Genomic DNA, 17,334 nt, shown 5'->3' with positions numbered 1-17,334 from the left:
TCCTCGCCGGCTCAGGACGGGGCGACGGTGACCGCGCAGCCGCCGACACCGGGACAGCTCAACACCACGTCGACGGCCCGGTCGACGGCGATCGTGGCGACCGCGCCGGTGCCGTCCGCATCCGGCTCGACCTCGTCGCGGACGGTGAACTCGGCCTCCCCGGGCGCCGGCGCGGCGACCGCGAAGGCCGCGTTGCTGCGGAGCACCAGCGTCCGCAACCCGCCCGGGTCGGCGACGTGCAGCACACAGCCGCCGGTGAAGAGCAGCCGGCCGTCCCCGCTCGCGCACGCCCCGGTCACCGCCGCCGGGTCCACCGCGGACCGCTCTCCGCCCACCCCGGACAACCGGTCGACCAGGCCGGACGGCGCGGCGGGATTTCCCCGGTCGTCGCGGCCGGTGCCGACCGCGACCACGAAGAGCGCCACCAGCAGGACGCCGAACGCCGCCAGCAGCGCCTTCTGCCGGCCGCTCATCGCCGCTGGGCCAGCGGGACGACCTCGGTGAACCGGATGGCGTCCACCCCGGCGAAGTACCGGTCGGTGCCCTGCGTCTTGCCGACCACCACCAGGCTGACCCGGTGCGGGCCCTGGGTGAGCCGGACCGTTCCGACGTCGATCCAGTCGGTGCGCACGACCGTCGGGGTGAAGCCGAGGAACGCCCCACCCACCTGGGTGCCGTCGATGGCGAAGACCGTGTTGGCGTAGTCGAACGAGGTGGTGCGTACGGTGGCGAAGCGCCACGTGCCCTCCGCCGGGATCTGCACCGTCACGCTCACCTGGTCGCCGATCGCCCGCCCCTGGAAGAAGAGCTGCTTGTCGCCGGACCAGGTCACCCCGCAGCAGTTGCCCTGCTCCACCACGGCGGCCGCGCTGCCCCGTGGCGACTCCACCACCGCCGCCGACACCAGGCTCTCCGCCTCGACGGTGACCACGCGGGCCTCCGCCGGCGGCGCGCCGTCCCGGGTCAGCAGCACCGTCACCACCACGCCGACCAGCAGCACCAGCGCCGCCGCGGCGGCGATCCACGGCCACGGCGTCCGCCTCGGCGCGGCGAGCGCCCGTACCTCGTAGGTGACCCGGCCGCTGGAGCGGGAACTCTCCTCCGGCGCGGTGTTCGCCGAGTACGCGAACCCGGTCATGTCGTAGCGGCGCGGCGGGGTGCCGGCCGGCACGGTGAGCCGGACCAGGAACGAGACCGAGCCCTGCCCCGGCACCACCCGCTGTGGCTCGGTCACGGTGAACCAGGCGCGCTGCGAGCCCTCGCCGGGTGCCACGTCGAACACGACCGTGTCCGGCGCCGCACCCGGATTGGAGACGGTGAAGGTCAGCTCACCGGTGTTGCGGGGGTCCAGGGTGAACTGCTCGGCGGCGGCGACGACCGCCCACTCGGTGGTCATGGCGACTCCTCTGCGACGACGATCTCGACGGTGGTCGACGCGGGCTTCTCCGCCTCGACGATGCGGGTGATCACGGCGAGTTGCCCGGCCGCGAGCGCCGGCACCCTGACCACGACGTGGAACGGCCGGTTGGCCGGTTCGTCCAAGGCGAAACCACTCAACCCGGTAGCTACCTCGAGAGCTCTTCGCATGCCGTACGGGGTGCCCCGCCAGCGGGCCAGCAGCGCGCCGTGCGCCACCAGGTCGCGCAGCCGGCCCACCGGCAGCGGCAGCGGGGCGTCCGGCCGGGGCGAGGCCACCACGTGGTCCATCGCCACCCAGCGGGTGAGGTGGGCGACCAAGCCGTCCGGCGCCCGGTACGGGTCGAAGAGCGCGTCCACCTCGGCCAGGATCGCCTCGTCCGGGGCGTGCAGCGCCTCCATGACCTCCAGCAGCGCCCAGAGCACGCTGCCGGGCACGCAGGCCCGCTGGTAGGCCGCGGGCAGCAGCCGCTCAATCGCCGCTCGACGCATCCTGCCGCACCACCTCGATGTCGTGCTCGCCGGAGCAGAGCAGCCAGGTGTCCGGAACGGTGACCACGTCGGCGGTGGCCTGGTTGGCGCTGGCCGTCCAGTTGACGGCGTCCGCGCTGCGGTGCACGCCACGTTCGCCGCCGGCCAGGATCAGGCGCTCGGTCCCGCCGGCCGTGCCCGGGCCACCGGCCGGCCCGCCGGCGGCGCTCGCGCCGGTGGCCGCCGCGACCGCGTCGACCGGCACGAACCGGGTGCGGTCCCGCAGCGGCAGGCCGCAGTTCACCGACACGGAGATCCACTGCGGCTGGGCGGCCAGGGTGTCCAGCCGCAGCACGCCGCCGCTCTGCGTGGCGGCCAACGCCAGCGGGCCGGCGAAGGCCAGGTCGCGGCAGGTGCCGCCGATCCAGCCGGCCTGCACGGACTGCCACTGCACGTCCGACTCGAAGAGCCGGGTGCGGTGGCAGCCCTGCCCGGGCTTCTTCGGGTCCGGCTCGCCCGCCCCGCTCCACAGCAGGGTGGCCGGCCCGTCGTACTGCACGGCGAGCACCCGGTTGTCCACATTGGCCAGCCCGACGTGGGCGAAGCTGCCCGGCCGGCCCCCGGCGGTGGAGAGGTAGACCCCGAAGCCGGCCTGCGCCGCCACCGCCACCCCCGGCACGCCGCGCTCGGAGACGAAGGCGCGCACCGCGTAGAAGCCCCGGTCGGCGTCGGCCGGGTCGACCAGGATCTGCAACGGCACCGAGCCGGGCAGCAGGGAGACCTCATAGAGCCCGGCGTCGGTGGCGACCAGCAGTGCGCCCGCGCCGTCCCGGTCGATCCAGGCCAGGTCGGAGATCCGGGCGTCCAGGTCGGTCAGCAGCGACCAGGTCTCGCCGAGGTCGGTGCTCAGGTGCACCCGCGAACCGCCGGACGCCCGCAGCGTCACCACGGCCACCGAGCCGGGGCGGGGCACCACACCGGGCCGTACCGGGGCCGGGGCGGGCGCCACCCGCAGCACCGTCTCACCCTCGAAGCGGCCGGCCGGCTCCCAACCGGCCCCGGCGTTGGTGGAGCGGAACACCACCGCACCCCGCCCGGCGTACCAGGTCCGGGGCTGGTACTGGTCCACGGCCAGGGCGCGCACCTCGGCGTCGGGCGCCTCGTCCACCACGAACCGGACCGACTCGACGTAGCGCACTCCCGGCTCGGCGTGCTCCAGCAACCGGTACACGTTGGACGCCCGCAGCGGCTCGCCGAACGCCCACCCGGTCGGGTTGAGCCCGGTCGGCAGCGGGCTCAGCGTCTGGTGCAGCCGGTCGTGGATGCGTCGGCGGACCGCGTCGGCGTCCTCCTCCCGGCGGACCACCACCCGGGCCTGGATGGAGACCGGCTTGTAGCGGGCCCAGCTCGCCCGGCAACTGGTGCCCAGCGCCCGGCGTCGCTCCAGGTCCGCCGCCACCCGGTCGCGCGCCTCGGTGACCTCGTGCTCGCGCAGCACCGCCACCGGCAGCCGCCCGCCCGGCCGGGCCGCGGCCGGCACGTACGGCACCAGCACCACCTCCACCTCACCCGGGCGGGCGAAGCTGTAGACCGCGGAGCGGGTGAAGGCGCGCGACCGGGCCACCGCGCCGGAGCCGGTGGCGAGCACCTCGAAGTCCCGGGCGGTGACCGCCCGCTGCTGGGCGAAGAACTCGTACGGCCCGCGCAGCAGCGCCGACTCCAACGTCTCCATCTCCCGCCCGCCGGCGGCCGGGGCCGGGTTCGCCACCCGTACCCCCGGCAGCGGGTCGCGCAGGCTGGTCAGCGTCCCGGCCGCCACGTTGCCGGCCGGCCCGCCACCAGCCCGGTACCAGAGCCGGACCTGCCGCCCGGCCGGCGGCACCGCCGCCACCGTGACCGGCCCGTCCGGCGCCGGCCGCCCGGATCCCGGTCCGACGTCGGGCGGGTCGGGCTGGGCGTCGGCAGGGCTGGGCTCGGCGGTGGTCGGGCCGGCCGGCTCGTCGGTCGGGGCGCGCAGGTCCAGCGCGGGGGCGAAGGTGACCGTGCCGGAGCAGCGGTCCACCCGGTACACCTTGGCCTGCGGACCGACGCCGGCGAAGCTGTCCACCGCACGCCAGATCTCGAAGGTCCGCCCGTCGTGCTCCCGGGCCGCCGCGCCCAGCTCCACCGAGCCGGCCGGCACCTCCACCCCGAGCAGCAGGTCCAGCGGCTCGGCGGTACGCGCCAGCGGCGCGCGGGCGGCGCGCAGCACCTGGCCGGGCTGGCCGGTGCCGGTGCCGAGCAACTCCGCCTCGACCGGCTCGCAGTGGTGCATCCGGACCGTCACCGCGGACTCCCCGGCCGGCAGCAACGCCGGTTCGGTGCTGACGAAGACGACTGGCCGCGGGTCGGCGCCCCGGGCGGCGGCGACCCGGGTGCCGGCCGGGATCCGCACCGGGCCACGCTCCGAGCCGGTCCGGGTGAACTCCACGTCGGCCCAGGCCACCGAGGGCGCGTGCCGGGCCACCCCGAGCAGGTTCAGAAACGAGACGTACGCCTTCTCCGGCAGCTGGTTCAGCCGATAGATCATCACCTCGGTGAGGTGCGCGAACGCCTCGACCAGCGCCATACCCGGGTCGTGCGCGGAGAGGTCCGTCCAGCCCGGGCAGGACTGCTGGATCCGCTCCCGGGCCTCGGTGACCAGGTCGAGGAAGCCGCGGTCGTCCAGGTGGGGTACGGGCAGCGTCATCACTGGCCTCCCTGCGCGGGCTCGGGGTCCGGCTCGTCGGCCGGCAGCAGGTCGACGGAGAAGACCAGCTGTCCGGGCGCCAGGCTGGCCCGGACCCGGTAGTCGAGGCGGATCACCAACCGCCACGGGTCGTCGAGGTCCGGGCCGGCGTCCACGTCGATCACCTCGACCCGCGGCTCCCACCGGGCGATGGCCTGGCGTACGTAGTGGATGGCCAGCCCCGCGGTGGTGTCGTCGTTCGGGGCGAAGACCAACCGGTGCAGCCGGGAGCCGTACCCGGGTCGCATCAACCGCTCGCCGGGGGTGGTCGACAGCAGCAGGAAGAGCGCCTGGCGGACCGTTTCGTCGCCCTCGGTCATGGCCAGCCCGCCGGCCGCGGTGAGCGCCAGCCCGCCGGTGCGACCCGCGTCGAACCCGGCGCCGACGAACCGGAAGGCCCTCACCGGTCCGCCGCCAGGAACGCCTGGCGCGGATCGCGCACCCTGTGGTGGACCAGGCCGGGTGGGGTGCCGTCGGTCAGCCCGTCCAGGTTCGACAGCACCACCCGCCGGCCGCCGACGCGCAGCCAGTCGCTGTAGCCGACCCGCACCCGTAGCGTCTTCGCGCACGGCTTCACCGTCGGTCCGTAGTTCGGGCAGGCGGTGATCTCCCGCCCCTCCGGGTCGTCGTCGACCAGCACGGGCACGCCGGTGACCGTGACCCAGTGCTGGGAGGGCCGGTTGCCGACCCGGCCGTCGTGATCGCAGGTGATGACCGAGTCGCGATGGATCCAGCGCATCAGCCGCCTCCGTCCTGGTGGGCGCGGGCGAGGGCGCGGGCCTGCCGGGCGGCGGTCGCCGCGTCCTCGGCCGCCTCGGCGTGCAGGAAGTCCACGCTGCGGGCGCGGACCACCATGGCCCGGCCCGGCGCGGAGAGCACCAGGTCGGCCGCGGCGTGCAGGGTGACCAGGTCGGGGGTGAGCTCCAGCCAGCTGCCGCCGTCGGTGGCCAGGCGCAGGCTCCGGCCGGCGTCGTCGACCACGATCGACTGCCCCGAACCGGTCCGCACCGACCAGCGGCGAGACCGCCCGTCGTCGATGCCCGCGTCGTACGGCGCGACGGCGCCGAAGAGGGAGCCGAGCACGATGCCGGCCGTCGGCTCCCCACCGGGCAGCGCGACCAGCACGGTGTCCTGCGGGTCGGGCAGCGCCACGATGCCCTTGCCCCGCCCGGCGCCCGGGCAGAGCACGGCGAGCCAGCCGACGTCCAGCTCCCCGTACGCCGGCAGGGTCACCCGGACCCGGCCGAGCCCGTCGGGATCGGCCACGTCGGTGACCGTGCCGAGGGTGACCGCGGCGGTGCCGCCCGCCCCGGCCGGCCGGGCCGGCGGCGGGGCGGTGCCGAACCGGGTCAGGTGACCGTCGCCGTCGACCGTGTGCACCACCTCGGTGAGCACGTACGCCCCGGCGACCGGCTCGGCCACACCGCCCAGGGTGATCCGCCGGCCGGGCCGCAGCGCCGGATCGCCTTCGGCCACCCCCTCGGCGGTGACCAGGGCGGCGGTCCGGGCGTCCAGCCGGGCCTGGGCGATCGCGGCCAGCTCGTCGTCGCTGCGGCCGGGCTGGTCGACCGCGGTCCGTACCCCGTCCGCGCCCACGTCCGCCGGATCCGGCCGCCGGTCGGCCGGGCGCCCGCAGCGCGCCTCGTCCGCCCGCTGGCTGATCGGCTCGGCGCGTTGCGGGTGCCAGCCCAGCGCCGTGCTCCCGCCAGCGGCGGCGTCCAGGTTGACGGCGACCCGCAGGCCGTGCACCTCCCGGCCCAGCTGCAAGCCGACCGGCTCGCCGTAGCCGGCGAGGGTGACCAGGCGGACCCGGTCGCCGTCGGCGGCCAGGTGCAGCCCGGCCCGGACGGCCACCTCGGTGAGCAGTTCCAGGTCGCTGTGCCGGTGCTGCAGCAGTCGCTCCAGCACCGGACCGTCGGCATCCGCGTCGACGCTCAGCCCGACCGCACCGCACAGCTCACGGGCCAGGTCGGCGGTGCTGACCGACTCGAACACCCGCAGCTGCTGCCGCTTGCGCAGCCGGTGCAGTGCGTCGTACCCCCGGATCCGCAGCAACGCCGAGCCGTCCGCGGCGTACTCGACCTCGACGCAGGTCACTTCGCCGGTGAAGAGCGCCTCCGGCCGGTCGACCAGCCGCACGTCCAGTCCCGCCCCGGTACGCGCCCATCCGGCGAGCGCACCGGTGCCCGGGTCGGTGGCCACCGCCACCTCGCACTGGGTGGGCTGGTCCAGCCGGGCGGAGACCCGTACCGACCGGAGCCGGCTCAGGACCGGCTCGGGCAGCGGTACGCCGTCGAGGCGTACCGCCAGCGCCCGTGGCGCGACGGCGGTCACCGGGCACCGCCCGGTGCGACCGGAGCGCTCCCGGTCGCCGCGCCGGTCGCCGGGTCCGTCGGCGACAGGCCGGCCAGTTCGGTCAGGCCGGCCAGCGGCGGTACGGCCAGCGCGGCGCCGGCCGGCACGCTCATCGGATCGGTGATCCGGTTGTGCTCGGCGAGCAGCCGCCAGCGCAGCGGCGAACCGAGCGCGTCGTTGGCCAGCAGGTCGAACCGGACCCCCGAGTAGCCGGGCGCCGCGCCGCCGTCCCCGGCGGCCACCACCGCACCGCCCGGCGGGGCGGTCGGGGTGCTCGCCGCGGCCAGCTCCTCCGCGAAGCCGGCCTGCGCCTGGTCGGCGCTCTCGGCCACCCGGATCAGCTTCAGCCGCAGCCAGGACCGGCGCGGCGAACCGGTGCCGGTGAACGCGTCGAACCGTTCCGCCACCGCGACGATCACACCGGGCACGTTCCAGGTCTTGCCCCAGACCAGCCGGACCAGCGGAGGTCGCAGCCAACCGTGTTCGGCGGCCGAGTTCTCCGCGAGCATCCACAGTGGCCGGGTGAGCGTCCGGACGTCCTCGGGACGGACCTGCGCCTCGACGAAGTCGACGTCGAAGAGCAGGTCCAGCACCAGTTCGGTGCGGCCGCCGCCGGTGAAGACCAGCGGGTCGTCGGCCAGGCCCGCGCCGGTGAGCTGGCCGCCGGCGGCGGCCCGGTGCCGTACCCCGGCGAGCCGGGTGACCTGCACCGTCTCCGGGTTGAGCAGACAGTCCACCCGGGCGCCGGTGGCGTCGATGAGGAACGCGACCCGCTCCATCAGCCACCCGCCTGTTCCCGCTCCAGCCAGCGCAGGTGCGCCGCGTCCGGCACGTCGCCGGGGGTGGTCCAGAGCGGCCGGTCGTCCGGCAAGGCCGGCCACGGGCCGCCCGGCGCGGCGCCGCGTCGGCCGGCACCCGCAGCCGTCTGGCCCGCCTCGCCGGCGCCGCCCGGGTCGGGCAGCGCGGGCCAGCGCCGGTCCGCCGCCACGTCCGGTGCCGGCCGGCCGTACTCCGGGGCACCGCCACCGTGCCGTCTGGGTGGCACGGCACCCGGCCACGAGGGCACGCCGGCGCCGGGCCAGGCCGTCGGCACGGCGCCGGGCGTGGACTGCGGTACGGCGTGCTGGCGGGGATCGCCGTGCGTGCCGGACGTAGCTGCGGAGCGGGTCGGCGGCCTATCGCTGCGCGCCGGCCAGCCGGCCGTCGGCCCTCCCGCACCGAACGGCAGCGGGCCGACGGTGGGAGATGGCGTGGCGACGGCGAAAGGGGGAGCCGCGACGGTGGGCGGGGGCCCGGCGACGACGGGCGGAGGCGCCGCGACGGCGAGCGGCCGGGTGGCCGGAGCGCCGGCCCGGGTACCCCGCCGGCTCCTTTGCTCTGCTTCACTCCCGGCAACACCGGACGTCCGGTTATCGGACGCCGGGCGTTGCCTCCGCTGAAGCAGAGCGAAGGACGCGGAACGGGGGTGGTCGCCGGCCGGTGCCGGGTCGGTGGTGGTGGGGGAGACGCCAGTCGTCACCGGGGTGGCGCCGGGTCGCGGCAGCGCTTCCGCTCCGCTGTCGACACCGTCCGCGTCGCGGGAGCCGACGCGTCCGCCGACGGTGCTCGCGGCCTCGCCGCACCAACCGCGCGAGTCGGCGGTGTGCGTTTCCACCGCGCCCCGCACGCTGCCCGGCCCGGATGATGGGCGGGCCTGGGCACCGCCCGGGTGCGGCGTCGGCCCGGCGGCGTCGTGACCTGGATCGGCGCGCCACGCGGCGTCGGCGTCGGGTCCGAGCCAATCCGCGCCAGGACCGCCTGGGCCGGAGCGAAGAGCGCCCGCCGAGCCGTCGCCACGGCTGCCGTCACCAGCGCCACCGCCGGCACCGCTGCCGTCACGAGCGCCAGCGCCGACACCGGTGCCCCGAGTGCCGGCACGGGCGGTCGATGTCCAGTTCGGAGCGCCATCGGATGGCACCGCCGGGCGGACGGCAGGCTCACCGCGCCGTCGGTCAGCCGGGAACCCCGTCGCGGTGTTCGTGCCGGCGGCCGTCAGCCCGCCCTCGTGGCGGTGACTCGGGTCGGTGCCGGGATCGATCGGCAGACCGTCGAGCAGGCCGGGGGCGTGCGCGGCGACCAGCCGCAGCCAGTGCTCGGGCGGCTGGCCCGGCCGGCGCAGGGGTTCCGCCGACGGCTCCGGCACCCCCACCGCCGACGGGTCCACCACCGACGGAGCGGGCCGGCCCGCGTCAGCGGGCTCGACCAGCCCGGCCAGGCGCTGGGCCGTTCCCGCGACGGACCGTAGCCGGCTGGCCAGCCAACTACGCGGGCGTCGGCGCGGCGGCACCGCCGGTCTCCAGGTCCAGACCCTCGTACCGCAGGGTCAGCGTGGCGATGGCGATCTCCTGGCCGAGCGTGTTCAGCGCGGCACCGCGCCACCCGGTCGGCCAGGCGTTGATCAGGTTCCAGCGCAGCACCTCGGCGGTGCCGGCCGCGTCGAGCAGGACGATCGAGACGTTGCGCCGGCTCACCACGCCCTTCGCCACCGCGTGCACCCAGTCCCAGAGCTCCCGGGACGGGGTCAGCCCGAAGTGCAGGGTCACCGGCTCGTACTCCACCTGGCCCGGCACCATCCGGATCCGGTCCGTGCCGTGTTCCCGGTACGGCACGCCCGGGATGTTCATCTCCAGGCCGCTGATCTCGGTGAAGTGTCCATTGGTCACACCGTTGACCAGCAGCCGGAAGTTGTACGCCCGGTACGGGTCGACCGGGGCGCCCGGTTGCGGGGTGGCCGTGGTCGGCATGTCAGCCTCCGATCGTCTCGGTCTCGGTGCCGCCGGCCCACTGGCTCAGCTTGAACACCACGAACTCCGCGGGCTTCACCACCGCGACGCCGATGTGCGCCACCACCATCCCGGCGTCGCGCACCTCCGGCGGGTTGGTCTCCTCGTCGCACTTGACGAAGAACGCCTCCTCGGCGGTACGGCCCAGCAGCGCGCCGTCGCGCCACACCCGGGTCAGGAAGGCGCCGATGTCGCGGCGGATCGAGCGCCAGAGCGAGAAGTCGTTCGGCTCGAACACCATCCACCGGGTGCCGTTGGCAATGGCCTGCTCGATGGCGATGGAGAGCCGCCGCACGTTCAGGTAGCGCCACTCGCTGGCCTCCGCGGCGAGGGTACGGGCGCCCCAGACCCGGATCCCCTCGCCGGCGAAGTAGCGGATCACGTTGACGCCCTTGGGGTTCAGCACGTCGTGCTCCGGCCGGGTGACCAGGTACGCCAGGTCGACCGCGCCGCGTACCGGCTCGTTGGCCGGCGCCTTGTGCACACCGCGCAGCGCGTCGGTGCGGGCCCAGATGCCGGCCATGTGCCCGCTCGGCGGGGTGAGCACCAGCTCCCCGTCGAGCGGATCGCGGACCCGCAGCCACGGGTAGTAGAAGGCGCCGAACTCGGACTGCCGCGGCCGGTACGCCGCCGGGCCCGCCTCAACGGAGCCGCCGCCACCCGATCCCTCCGCCGGCTTCGGTGGCTTGCCCGGCGGCGGGGTGGCGACCCGGGTCAGCGCCGAGACGTCCTCGACGTCCGGGGCCGGGTCGCAGATGGCGACCATCGTGCGCAGCCGCTCGGCCATGCTGAGCAGCGCGTCGTGGGAGACCGGGTCGTGGAAACCGGGGGCGGCGACGATGGAGATCTCGTCGACCGCCTCCAACAGTTGCAGGCCGCCGCGGCGCTGCCCGGTGCCGGTGACCGCGCCACCGTCGCCGACGTTGACCACCCAGCACCGGGTGCCGCCGTTGTCCAGGAAGCCGAAGACCGCCCGGGCCAGCGGGGTGCTCTCCAACTGCTCCCCGTCGGCGTAGAGCCGCAGGAAGTCCGACCAGTTGTTGACCGGCAACGCCTTGCCCAGGTGCGCGCCCCGGTCGGGGGCGACGCCGACGAAGGCGGCGGTGCTGGTGCCGGCCGGTCCGATCGGGCGGGCGCCGCTGGGCACCTCCTCGACGTAGATGCCGGGGGAGAAGTAGCTGGGCATCGGTCCTCCTGGTGCGGGTCGGGTCAGCGGGGCGGTGGCGCGCAGACGATGACGATGTCGGGCTCGGCGGGGTCGACCTCGGCGGTGAGCACCTGCCCCCGGCCGGTCAGCCGCAGCAGCACCGGGCCGGGGCGCCGCGGGTCGTGCGGGACGCCGACGACCCGGAACCGGCCGCCGGCGTCGGTGGACGTGACGTACGCCGTGCCCGGCACCTCGACCCGCATCGCGGCCAACGGTTGGTCCTCCTTGCCGACCACCCGACCGGTGAAGCTGAGCTGCCCCAGCTGCCGCAGCCGCAGTGTGCGCAGCACCGGCGGCGCGGCCGGCGTCGGGTCTGTGATCTGCGCTGGCACGTCGATCAGCAGCGCCGGGCGGGGGCCCGCGCCGAACGCCGTCCAGAGCCGGGGGTCGCCTGCTTCCAGCAGCACCGCGTACTCGCCGCCGTTGGTCGCCGCGGTGAGCACCCGGTCCAGCGCCGGCAGGCCGGCCGGGCCGCCGGCCCAGAGCAGGTGGCGGACCGTGAACCGGTACGGCTCGCGGACCGCGCCGCTGCTGCGGGTCTGCCGGGACGCCCGCAGCTCCAGCGGCCAGAGGGTCAGTACGCCGGCGTCGTCGGCCGGCCGGGGCGGGCCGATCGGGACGGGTTGCCCCGCCGCCGTGGCCAGCCAGGCGGCCAGTTCGGCGGTGGCCGCCTCGATCGGTCCGCGCCCGTCGGTGCTCATCGCGGCGGGGTTCCCTGGATCCGGTAGGCGATGGCCTCGTTCCACACGTGCGGGTAGACGCCGATCTCGAAGTAGCGGGTGAACCGGTTGATCGGCGCGTTGCTGTGGTCGTGGTAGAGCAGCCACACCGGCGCGATGGTGAAGAGCACGTAGTTCGCCAGCACCAGCGGGATGTAGAGCGGACCGAGCAGCCGGGCCTGGAAGATGTGCACGTCCTCGTGGCGCTGGATGCCGGGCCCCGAGCCGGCGCAGACCGTGCCGATCGTGGTGGCGTAACGCGGTGAGACGCCCTGCACCACGTTGACCCGGCAGCTGTGCTGCGAGGTGGCCCGGTCCAGCGAGTGCCCGAAGACCAGGTGCGCGGCCAGGTAGACGGCCCCGACCGCCGTGTTGAGCAGGCTCCAGGTGTGGTCGACCACGAAGAGGAAGACACCCCGGGCGTCCGGGCCGTACACCCGGGCGGCGGCCACCGCCCAACCGAAGGGCGCGCCGACCAGCAGGCCCACGACGGCGCCGATCAGCAGCCCGATCGGTCCGCCGGCCCACACGCCGAACGCCGCACCGAGCAGTACGTGCACCGCCGCGCTGACGATTCCGAAGACCATGACCGCGCCCCCTCAGACCCAGGACCGGATGATGCGCGGCTCGCGGCCCTGCGCCACCTGCGTCGGCGACGCCTGCGTCGGCTGCCGGTTGCCGGGCGGGAGCTGGTTGATGCCGAGGGCGGCGGAGAAGATGACCAGCCCGTTGAAGAACGCGATGATCCACTTCTCGGCCCCGGCGTCGGTGGCGAACGCCGCCGTGAGGTAGGACAGGACGAGCGCGATGCCGATCGCTATCCACTTGCGTGCCTTGTCGCCGCTCGGGCCGATCAACCCGCCGATGACGTTGGTGGCCAGCAGCGTCGCGGCGCTCGCGCCGGTCAGGCTGCCGAGTGCGGCCCAGGTGAAGAGATCGTTCACGGCGATCCCCCCTTCGGTTGTGCGGTGGTGCCGGGGTGTGGTGATGCGTACCGACGGCCCGCACGGGTCGTCGGTGCCGGCCCGGCCACCGGGCGGGGGCCGGATCGGCGGGGGCGCCGCGGGCCGCTCAGCCGGAGCCCGGCGGGTTGGCCGGCGTGGCGCCCGGTGCGGCCGGGCTGCCGGGTGGTGGTGGCGCGGGGCCGGACGGTTGCCCGGGCACCGTCGGCCCAGCGGAGGCGGGTGTCGCCGGACGCGAGCGCCGCAGCAGCAGGACGACCACGACGGCGAGCAGGAGCAGGATCACCGCACCGCCGACGACCAGCAGCCAGGGGAAGCCGCTCCCGTCGTCGGTGCCGCCCGTCGGCGAGGCCGGCGGGCGGGGCGGCGCTTCGGCGAGCGCACGCAGTTCGGCCGGCTTCTCCTGGTTGGCGTCGACCTTCCAGCTGACCGAGCGCCCGTTGACCGTGCCGTTGGTGTCGAGCACCCGGCCGGGAAAGGTCACCGAAATCTCGAACGACATCAACCGCAGAAAAGCCTGCTGGTTCTGCGGGTTTTGTTCGGCCACTTTGCCGCCGTATTTCTGCGGATCGAGCGGCAGGGTGAAGCGATAAAGATCGTCCTCGCGGACCAGCTTCACGCTCTCGCTGTTGAAAACGCTCAGCGCGGTCTTCCGATAGGTGATCTGGGATCCGTAGAGCTTCGCGTCCTCGTAGCGGCTCTCCTCGCCCGGCGGTAGCGCCGGGATGTTCTGGCGCAGCTCGGCGAAGCCGGCCTCGACGGTCATCTTCCGCGCGGTGAGCAGGGACTTCTGCGCGGTCAGCAGGAGTTGGCCGTCGACGGTGTCGTCGGCGTTCACCGTGAGCCCCATATTGAGCTGCATGCAGCCACTCAGTGCGGCCACCAGGGCGAGACACACCGCGACGCGGAGTGTCCTGCCGCGGCTGAATCTCGTATTCATGGAACGAGTGTGTGTGATCGCTATCACGTCAGCAGTCAGTGATCGGTCACAACCCGGTCGCCGATCTTACCCAGGAGTTGTCACGTTCGGCTGAAGCCGGGAATCGGCGTAATGGATATCCTGAGGGGTTGCTCATTCTCGCCCCGCTCCAAAGGGATCGAGGTCGGCGGCCGACCGTGACTAGGCTGCGCCCATGATGGTGATCTCGTGTGTCCTGTTGGTCGACCCCGACGGGCAGCTGCTGCTGCAACTGCGCGACGGGCACGCGGCCTACCACCCCAACGTGTGGGGCCTGCCGGGCGGGCACGCCGAGGCGGGGGAGACCGCGGAACAGGCCGCGGAGCGTGAGCTGTGGGAGGAGACCGGCCTGCGGCCCGAGCAGGGGCTGCGGCTCTTCGCCCGGCAGGAACTGCCGGAGCAGGGCCGGGTCAAGCACTACTTCTGCGCGCCCACCCGTGCCCGGCAGCGGGACGTGGTGCTCGGCGAGGGGGCGGCCATCGTCTTCGTACCGGCCGCCGAGCTGCTCGACGGGCGGCCGTACACCCCGGGCACCGCCGAGGTGCTGGCCCGCTTCCTCGACTCGCCCGAGTATCCCCGGCTGGTCACGGCGGCCGCCGGCTGACCCGACGCCCGCCGGTCACCCCTGGCCGGCGGTCGGCGGCTGCCAGTCGGCGTAGCGGGCCATGCCGCGCAGCGCGGCGCGGGCCGGGGTGAGCCGCAGCAGGGTGTCGCGCGCCGCGACGGCCAGCGGGTTGCGCAGCTGCTGACCGTAGCGGCCGGTCCGGTGGGCGGCCCGGGCGATCGCCTGGCTGCGCGGCCGGCGCTGCCGGTCGTACGCGGCCAGCGCCGCCGGCACCCCGTCGGCCCCGCCGGCGCACACCGCGCCGAGCACCACCGCGTCCTCGATCGCCTGGCAGGCCCCCTGGCCCAGGTTGGGCGTCATCGCGTGCGCGGCGTCGCCGAGCAGCGCCACCCGCCCCCGCACGTACGACGGCAGCGGGGTGGCCAGGTGCAGGATGTCGTTGCGCAGCACCGCGCCGGGCGGGGTGGCGGCCAGTAGCGCCGGGATCGGCTCGTGCCAGCCGCCGAAGTGCTCCCGGACGGCCACCAGCTCGTCGGCGGCGTGTCCGCCGGGCGGCGCGTTGACCGCGCCGTACCAGTAGACCTGGCCGTCGCCGAGCGGCACCATGCCGAACTCGGCGCCCGGTCCCCAGCTGATCGCCGCCGGCAGCGGCGCCGGCCACTCGATCGCGGCCCGCCAGGCGGTCGAGCCGGCGTACGCCGGTGGCGGTGACTGCGGCCACAGCCGGGCGCGCACCGCGCTGTTCAGGCCGTCAGCGCCCACCACCAGGTCGGCGCGGAGCGTCTGCGGGGCGCCGTCGCGGCGGTAGCGGACCTCGGCGTCGGCGGGGCCGGTGACGACGTCGAGCACCTCGGTGCTGGTGCGCAGGGCGTCGGGCGGCAACGCCTCGCGCAGCAGGCGGTGCAGGGTGGTCCGGTGGATGCCGAGCGCGGTGGTGCCGAGCAGGCGGGCCATCTGCGCGCCGTCGACGCGGGAGAGCCAGCGCCCGGTCGAGGTGCGGATCCCGCCCGGCGTCTCGGCGTGGCCGTCCCGGCGCACCGCCGGGCCGAGCCCGAGCGCGTCCAGCCCGCGCAGCGCGTTCGCCATCAGGGTCAGCCCGGCGCCGACCTCGCGCGGTTCGGCTGCGCGTTCGCAGACCGTGACCCGCCAGCCACCTCGATGCAGGGCCAGGGCGGCGGCGAGGCCACCGATCCCGCCACCGACCACCACCGCGTGCGGGTCACCCATGTCGACCACCCTTCTACGTCTGTAGAAAGGCATACTACATCCGTAGAAGGTGGCGGAGGAGGGCGTGTGACGGGGCGGACGAACCGGGTGGCGGTGCTGGCCGACGCGGCCATCGAGCTGCTCGCCGAGGGAGGCATGCGGGCCCTCACCCACCGCGCCGTCGACGCCCGGGCCGGCCTGCCGCTCGGCACCACGTCGGCCTACCTGCGCACCCGGCAGGCGTTGATCGAGGCCGTGGTCCGACGCCTGGTCGACCTCGACCAGGCCGACCTGGCTGCCGGTGACCTACCCACCGACCCGCCGCCGGCGGTGCCCGGGCCGCCGCTGCGCCCGGCCGACCTCGACCAGCTCGCCGTCGGTATCGCCGAGGTGCTGGACCGCTGGCTCACCACCGGGCGCACCCGCACCCTTGCCCGGTACGCCTGCCTGATCGAGGCGGTGCACCGCCCGGAGCTGCGGTCGATCCTGGCCCCCGGCACCCTGCTCCGCGAGCAGGCCCGCGACCTGCTCGCCCGAGCCGGCGCGGCGGACCCGCGCCGACAGGGCGACCAGTTCGTCGCGTTCGTCGACGGGCTGCTCTTCGACCGGCTGGTCGGCGCGGGCGCGCTGAGCGCCCCGGCACCGGGCAGCCCGGAGAGCCGGGCCGACCTGACCGCCGCCGTACGCACCCTGCTGCACGCCTTCGCCCGCGGATAGCAGACGATCACCTGTGGCGACGCAGTGGCGAGGAGGACGGCGATGAACCGGTGGGGCTGGCCGCGGGTCGCCGCCGGCCGGCTGCGGCACGGCTGGCGACCGGTGCTGGAGGCGACCCTGGCCGCGACCGTCGCCTGGGTGCTCGCCACCCGGCTGGTCGGGCACCCGGAGCCCTTCTTCGCTCCGGCCGCCGCGTTGATCGTCCTCGGCCAGGCGCGGGGGCAGCGGCTGCGCCGCGCGGTCGAGGTGGTGCTCGGGGTGGCCGGCGGCGTGCTCGTGGCCGACCTGGTGATCCAGGCGCTCGGTCCCGGCAGCACCTGGACGGTCTTCACCGTCATCCTGCTCACCGTCACCCTCGCCGCGGCGGTCGGCGCGACCGGTGTCAGCCTGGTGCAGGCGGCGGTCTCCGCGCTCTACCTGGTGGTGATCGCGCCGCCCACCGAGTCGCTGGTGCCGTTCCGGTTCGTCGACGCCCTGATCGGCGGCACGGTCGCCCTCGCCGCCAGCCAACTGGTCGACGCCCGGCGACCGCTGGCCCCGCTGGTCGCCGAGGTCCGCAGCACCTTCGACGAGCTGGCCGGGGTGCTCGCCGGCATCGCCGACGCGCTGGACCGGCACGACGAGCCGGCCGCCGTGGCCGCGCTGGAGCAGGCCCGGTTGATGGACGCCCGGGTGAACCGGCTGCGCGACGGGGTGCTCGCCGCCGGGGAGGCGCTGTGGCTGAACCTGCGGCGGCGACGGCACATCGGCCGGCTCCGCTCGGTGGACAGCTCGATCCGCCAGATCGACTACGCGGTACGCAACGTCCGGGTGCTCGCCCGGGCCGGGGTGACCCTGAGCCGGCTGCCGGCGCCGGCGCCCGCCGACCTCGGGGTGGCGCTGCGCTCGCTGGCCGAGGCGGTCCGCTCCGCCGGGGAGGCGCTCGCCGCCGACCTGGAGGGCCGCGACGAGATCGCCGACGGGCACGCCGCGCGGGCCGACGAGGCGGCGCTGGCCGCGGTGCGTACCGCGGGAGGGCTCTTCACCCCGGGCCGGACGCTGCCGCTCGTCATGATCATCGGGCAGGTCCGGGCGACCGCCATCGACCTGCTGCGGGGCGTCGCCGTCGACGACGACGCCGCCGTGCTGGGCCGGGTCGACCAGTCCCTGGGCCTCCCGCCGGTCTGACC

19 protein-coding genes are annotated in these 17,334 nt (G+C 75.4%); 3 read left to right on the top strand and 16 right to left on the bottom strand.

Features of this window, described 5'->3' with window-relative positions:
* Positions 1-11: 11 nt before the first annotated feature.
* The 15 genes from ACIP9D_RS01885 to ACIP9D_RS01815 form a co-directional block, all read right to left on the bottom strand.
* The gene (locus tag ACIP9D_RS01885) at positions 12-473 is read right to left on the bottom strand and encodes a hypothetical protein (protein ID WP_350876434.1); all 462 of its coding nucleotides are present in this window, start codon (positions 471-473) and stop codon (positions 12-14) included.
* Positions 470-1,396, bottom strand: a complete 927-nt coding sequence (locus tag ACIP9D_RS01880; RefSeq protein WP_350876432.1) for a hypothetical protein — start codon at positions 1,394-1,396, stop codon at positions 470-472. The genes ACIP9D_RS01885 and ACIP9D_RS01880 overlap by 4 nt, the downstream gene beginning before the upstream one ends.
* Positions 1,393-1,908: a phage tail protein gene (locus ACIP9D_RS01875; protein ID WP_350876430.1), complete on the bottom strand. Its 516-nt coding sequence runs from the start codon at positions 1,906-1,908 to the stop codon at positions 1,393-1,395. Before ACIP9D_RS01875 ends, ACIP9D_RS01880 begins: the two co-directional genes overlap by 4 nt.
* Positions 1,889-4,615 (bottom strand): putative baseplate assembly protein, encoded by a 2,727-nt coding sequence (locus ACIP9D_RS01870; protein ID WP_350876428.1) that lies wholly within the window; start codon positions 4,613-4,615, stop codon positions 1,889-1,891. Before ACIP9D_RS01870 ends, ACIP9D_RS01875 begins: the two co-directional genes overlap by 20 nt.
* On the bottom strand, positions 4,615-5,058 hold the full coding sequence (locus tag ACIP9D_RS01865) for a GPW/gp25 family protein (RefSeq protein ID WP_350876426.1): 444 nt from the start codon (positions 5,056-5,058) through the stop codon (positions 4,615-4,617). The genes ACIP9D_RS01870 and ACIP9D_RS01865 overlap by 1 nt, the downstream gene beginning before the upstream one ends.
* Positions 5,055-5,393 (bottom strand): hypothetical protein, encoded by a 339-nt coding sequence (locus ACIP9D_RS01860; protein ID WP_350876424.1) that lies wholly within the window; start codon positions 5,391-5,393, stop codon positions 5,055-5,057. The genes ACIP9D_RS01865 and ACIP9D_RS01860 overlap by 4 nt, the downstream gene beginning before the upstream one ends.
* Complete coding sequence (locus tag ACIP9D_RS01855) at positions 5,393-6,988, bottom strand: phage baseplate assembly protein V (RefSeq protein WP_350876422.1); 1,596 nt, start codon at positions 6,986-6,988, stop codon at positions 5,393-5,395. Before ACIP9D_RS01855 ends, ACIP9D_RS01860 begins: the two co-directional genes overlap by 1 nt.
* Positions 6,985-7,788 (bottom strand): hypothetical protein, encoded by an 804-nt coding sequence (locus ACIP9D_RS01850; RefSeq protein WP_350876420.1) that lies wholly within the window; start codon positions 7,786-7,788, stop codon positions 6,985-6,987. Before ACIP9D_RS01850 ends, ACIP9D_RS01855 begins: the two co-directional genes overlap by 4 nt.
* Positions 7,788-8,054 carry a hypothetical protein gene (locus tag ACIP9D_RS01845; RefSeq protein ID WP_350876418.1) on the bottom strand — a complete coding sequence of 89 codons (267 nt, stop codon included), beginning with the start codon at positions 8,052-8,054 and terminating at the stop codon, positions 7,788-7,790. The genes ACIP9D_RS01850 and ACIP9D_RS01845 overlap by 1 nt, the downstream gene beginning before the upstream one ends.
* Before the next feature lie 1,255 nt (positions 8,055-9,309).
* Entirely contained in the window at positions 9,310-9,792 is a 483-nt protein-coding gene (locus tag ACIP9D_RS01840; RefSeq protein WP_350876417.1) for a phage tail protein, read from the bottom strand.
* Position 9,793: 1 nt separating this feature from the next.
* Entirely contained in the window at positions 9,794-11,017 is a 1,224-nt protein-coding gene (locus ACIP9D_RS01835; protein ID WP_350876415.1) for a phage tail sheath subtilisin-like domain-containing protein, read from the bottom strand.
* Positions 11,018-11,040: 23 nt separating this feature from the next.
* Positions 11,041-11,739, bottom strand: a complete 699-nt coding sequence (locus ACIP9D_RS01830) for a carboxypeptidase-like regulatory domain-containing protein (protein WP_350876413.1) — start codon at positions 11,737-11,739, stop codon at positions 11,041-11,043.
* Entirely contained in the window at positions 11,736-12,344 is a 609-nt protein-coding gene (locus ACIP9D_RS01825) for a glycine zipper family protein (RefSeq protein WP_350876412.1), read from the bottom strand. Before ACIP9D_RS01825 ends, ACIP9D_RS01830 begins: the two co-directional genes overlap by 4 nt.
* A gap of 12 nt (positions 12,345-12,356) precedes the next feature.
* Positions 12,357-12,701: a hypothetical protein gene (locus tag ACIP9D_RS01820; RefSeq protein ID WP_350876410.1), complete on the bottom strand. Its 345-nt coding sequence runs from the start codon at positions 12,699-12,701 to the stop codon at positions 12,357-12,359.
* 127 nt (positions 12,702-12,828) lie between these two features.
* Positions 12,829-13,659, bottom strand: coding sequence for an LppM family (lipo)protein (locus tag ACIP9D_RS01815; protein WP_400449156.1), 831 nt, complete (start codon positions 13,657-13,659; stop codon positions 12,829-12,831).
* A 193-nt stretch (positions 13,660-13,852) separates the two neighbouring features.
* Between ACIP9D_RS01815 and ACIP9D_RS01810 the strand changes: the two genes are divergently transcribed.
* Positions 13,853-14,281, top strand: a complete 429-nt coding sequence (locus ACIP9D_RS01810) for an NUDIX domain-containing protein (protein ID WP_350876407.1) — start codon at positions 13,853-13,855, stop codon at positions 14,279-14,281.
* A 15-nt stretch (positions 14,282-14,296) separates the two neighbouring features.
* On the opposite strand, the gene ACIP9D_RS01805 is transcribed toward ACIP9D_RS01810, so the two are convergent.
* Complete coding sequence (locus ACIP9D_RS01805) at positions 14,297-15,469, bottom strand: FAD-dependent monooxygenase (protein WP_350876405.1); 1,173 nt, start codon at positions 15,467-15,469, stop codon at positions 14,297-14,299.
* Positions 15,470-15,535: 66 nt separating this feature from the next.
* Between ACIP9D_RS01805 and ACIP9D_RS01800 the strand changes: the two genes are divergently transcribed.
* Together ACIP9D_RS01800 and ACIP9D_RS01795 are read left to right on the top strand one after the other, a co-directional pair.
* Positions 15,536-16,165 (top strand): TetR/AcrR family transcriptional regulator, encoded by a 630-nt coding sequence (locus ACIP9D_RS01800; protein WP_350876403.1) that lies wholly within the window; start codon positions 15,536-15,538, stop codon positions 16,163-16,165.
* 42 nt (positions 16,166-16,207) lie between these two features.
* Positions 16,208-17,332, top strand: coding sequence for an FUSC family protein (locus tag ACIP9D_RS01795; RefSeq protein ID WP_350876401.1), 1,125 nt, complete (start codon positions 16,208-16,210; stop codon positions 17,330-17,332).
* The last annotated feature ends 2 nt before the right edge of the window (positions 17,333-17,334 follow it).

It is taken from the genome of Micromonospora sp. NPDC093243 (assembly GCF_044753725.1).
Classification (GTDB): domain Bacteria; phylum Actinomycetota; class Actinomycetes; order Mycobacteriales; family Micromonosporaceae; genus Micromonospora.
The sequence above is the reverse complement of the archived record's forward strand: the minus strand, read 5'-3'. Positions and strand labels throughout refer to the sequence as shown.

What these genes read in the sequence shown, in the direction of transcription:
- ACIP9D_RS01850 (WP_350876420.1), bottom strand. Translation starts at nt 7,788, where the DNA reads ATGGAGCGGGTCGCGTTCCTCATCGACGCCACCGGCGCCCGGGTGGAC.
- ACIP9D_RS01860 (WP_350876424.1), bottom strand. Translation starts at nt 5,393, where the DNA reads ATGCGCTGGATCCATCGCGACTCGGTCATCACCTGCGATCACGACGGC.
- ACIP9D_RS01815 (WP_400449156.1), bottom strand. Translation starts at nt 13,659, where the DNA reads ATGAATACGAGATTCAGCCGCGGCAGGACACTCCGCGTCGCGGTGTGT.
- ACIP9D_RS01885 (WP_350876434.1), bottom strand. Translation starts at nt 473, where the DNA reads ATGAGCGGCCGGCAGAAGGCGCTGCTGGCGGCGTTCGGCGTCCTGCTG.
- ACIP9D_RS01870 (WP_350876428.1), bottom strand. Translation starts at nt 4,615, where the DNA reads ATGACGCTGCCCGTACCCCACCTGGACGACCGCGGCTTCCTCGACCTG.
- ACIP9D_RS01795 (WP_350876401.1), top strand. Translation starts at nt 16,208, where the DNA reads ATGAACCGGTGGGGCTGGCCGCGGGTCGCCGCCGGCCGGCTGCGGCAC.
- ACIP9D_RS01875 (WP_350876430.1), bottom strand. Translation starts at nt 1,908, where the DNA reads ATGCGTCGAGCGGCGATTGAGCGGCTGCTGCCCGCGGCCTACCAGCGG.
- ACIP9D_RS01830 (WP_350876413.1), bottom strand. Translation starts at nt 11,739, where the DNA reads ATGAGCACCGACGGGCGCGGACCGATCGAGGCGGCCACCGCCGAACTG.
- ACIP9D_RS01840 (WP_350876417.1), bottom strand. Translation starts at nt 9,792, where the DNA reads ATGCCGACCACGGCCACCCCGCAACCGGGCGCCCCGGTCGACCCGTAC.
- ACIP9D_RS01825 (WP_350876412.1), bottom strand. Translation starts at nt 12,344, where the DNA reads ATGGTCTTCGGAATCGTCAGCGCGGCGGTGCACGTACTGCTCGGTGCG.
- ACIP9D_RS01805 (WP_350876405.1), bottom strand. Translation starts at nt 15,469, where the DNA reads ATGGGTGACCCGCACGCGGTGGTGGTCGGTGGCGGGATCGGTGGCCTC.
- ACIP9D_RS01810 (WP_350876407.1), top strand. Translation starts at nt 13,853, where the DNA reads ATGATGGTGATCTCGTGTGTCCTGTTGGTCGACCCCGACGGGCAGCTG.
- ACIP9D_RS01880 (WP_350876432.1), bottom strand. Translation starts at nt 1,396, where the DNA reads ATGACCACCGAGTGGGCGGTCGTCGCCGCCGCCGAGCAGTTCACCCTG.
- ACIP9D_RS01835 (WP_350876415.1), bottom strand. Translation starts at nt 11,017, where the DNA reads ATGCCCAGCTACTTCTCCCCCGGCATCTACGTCGAGGAGGTGCCCAGC.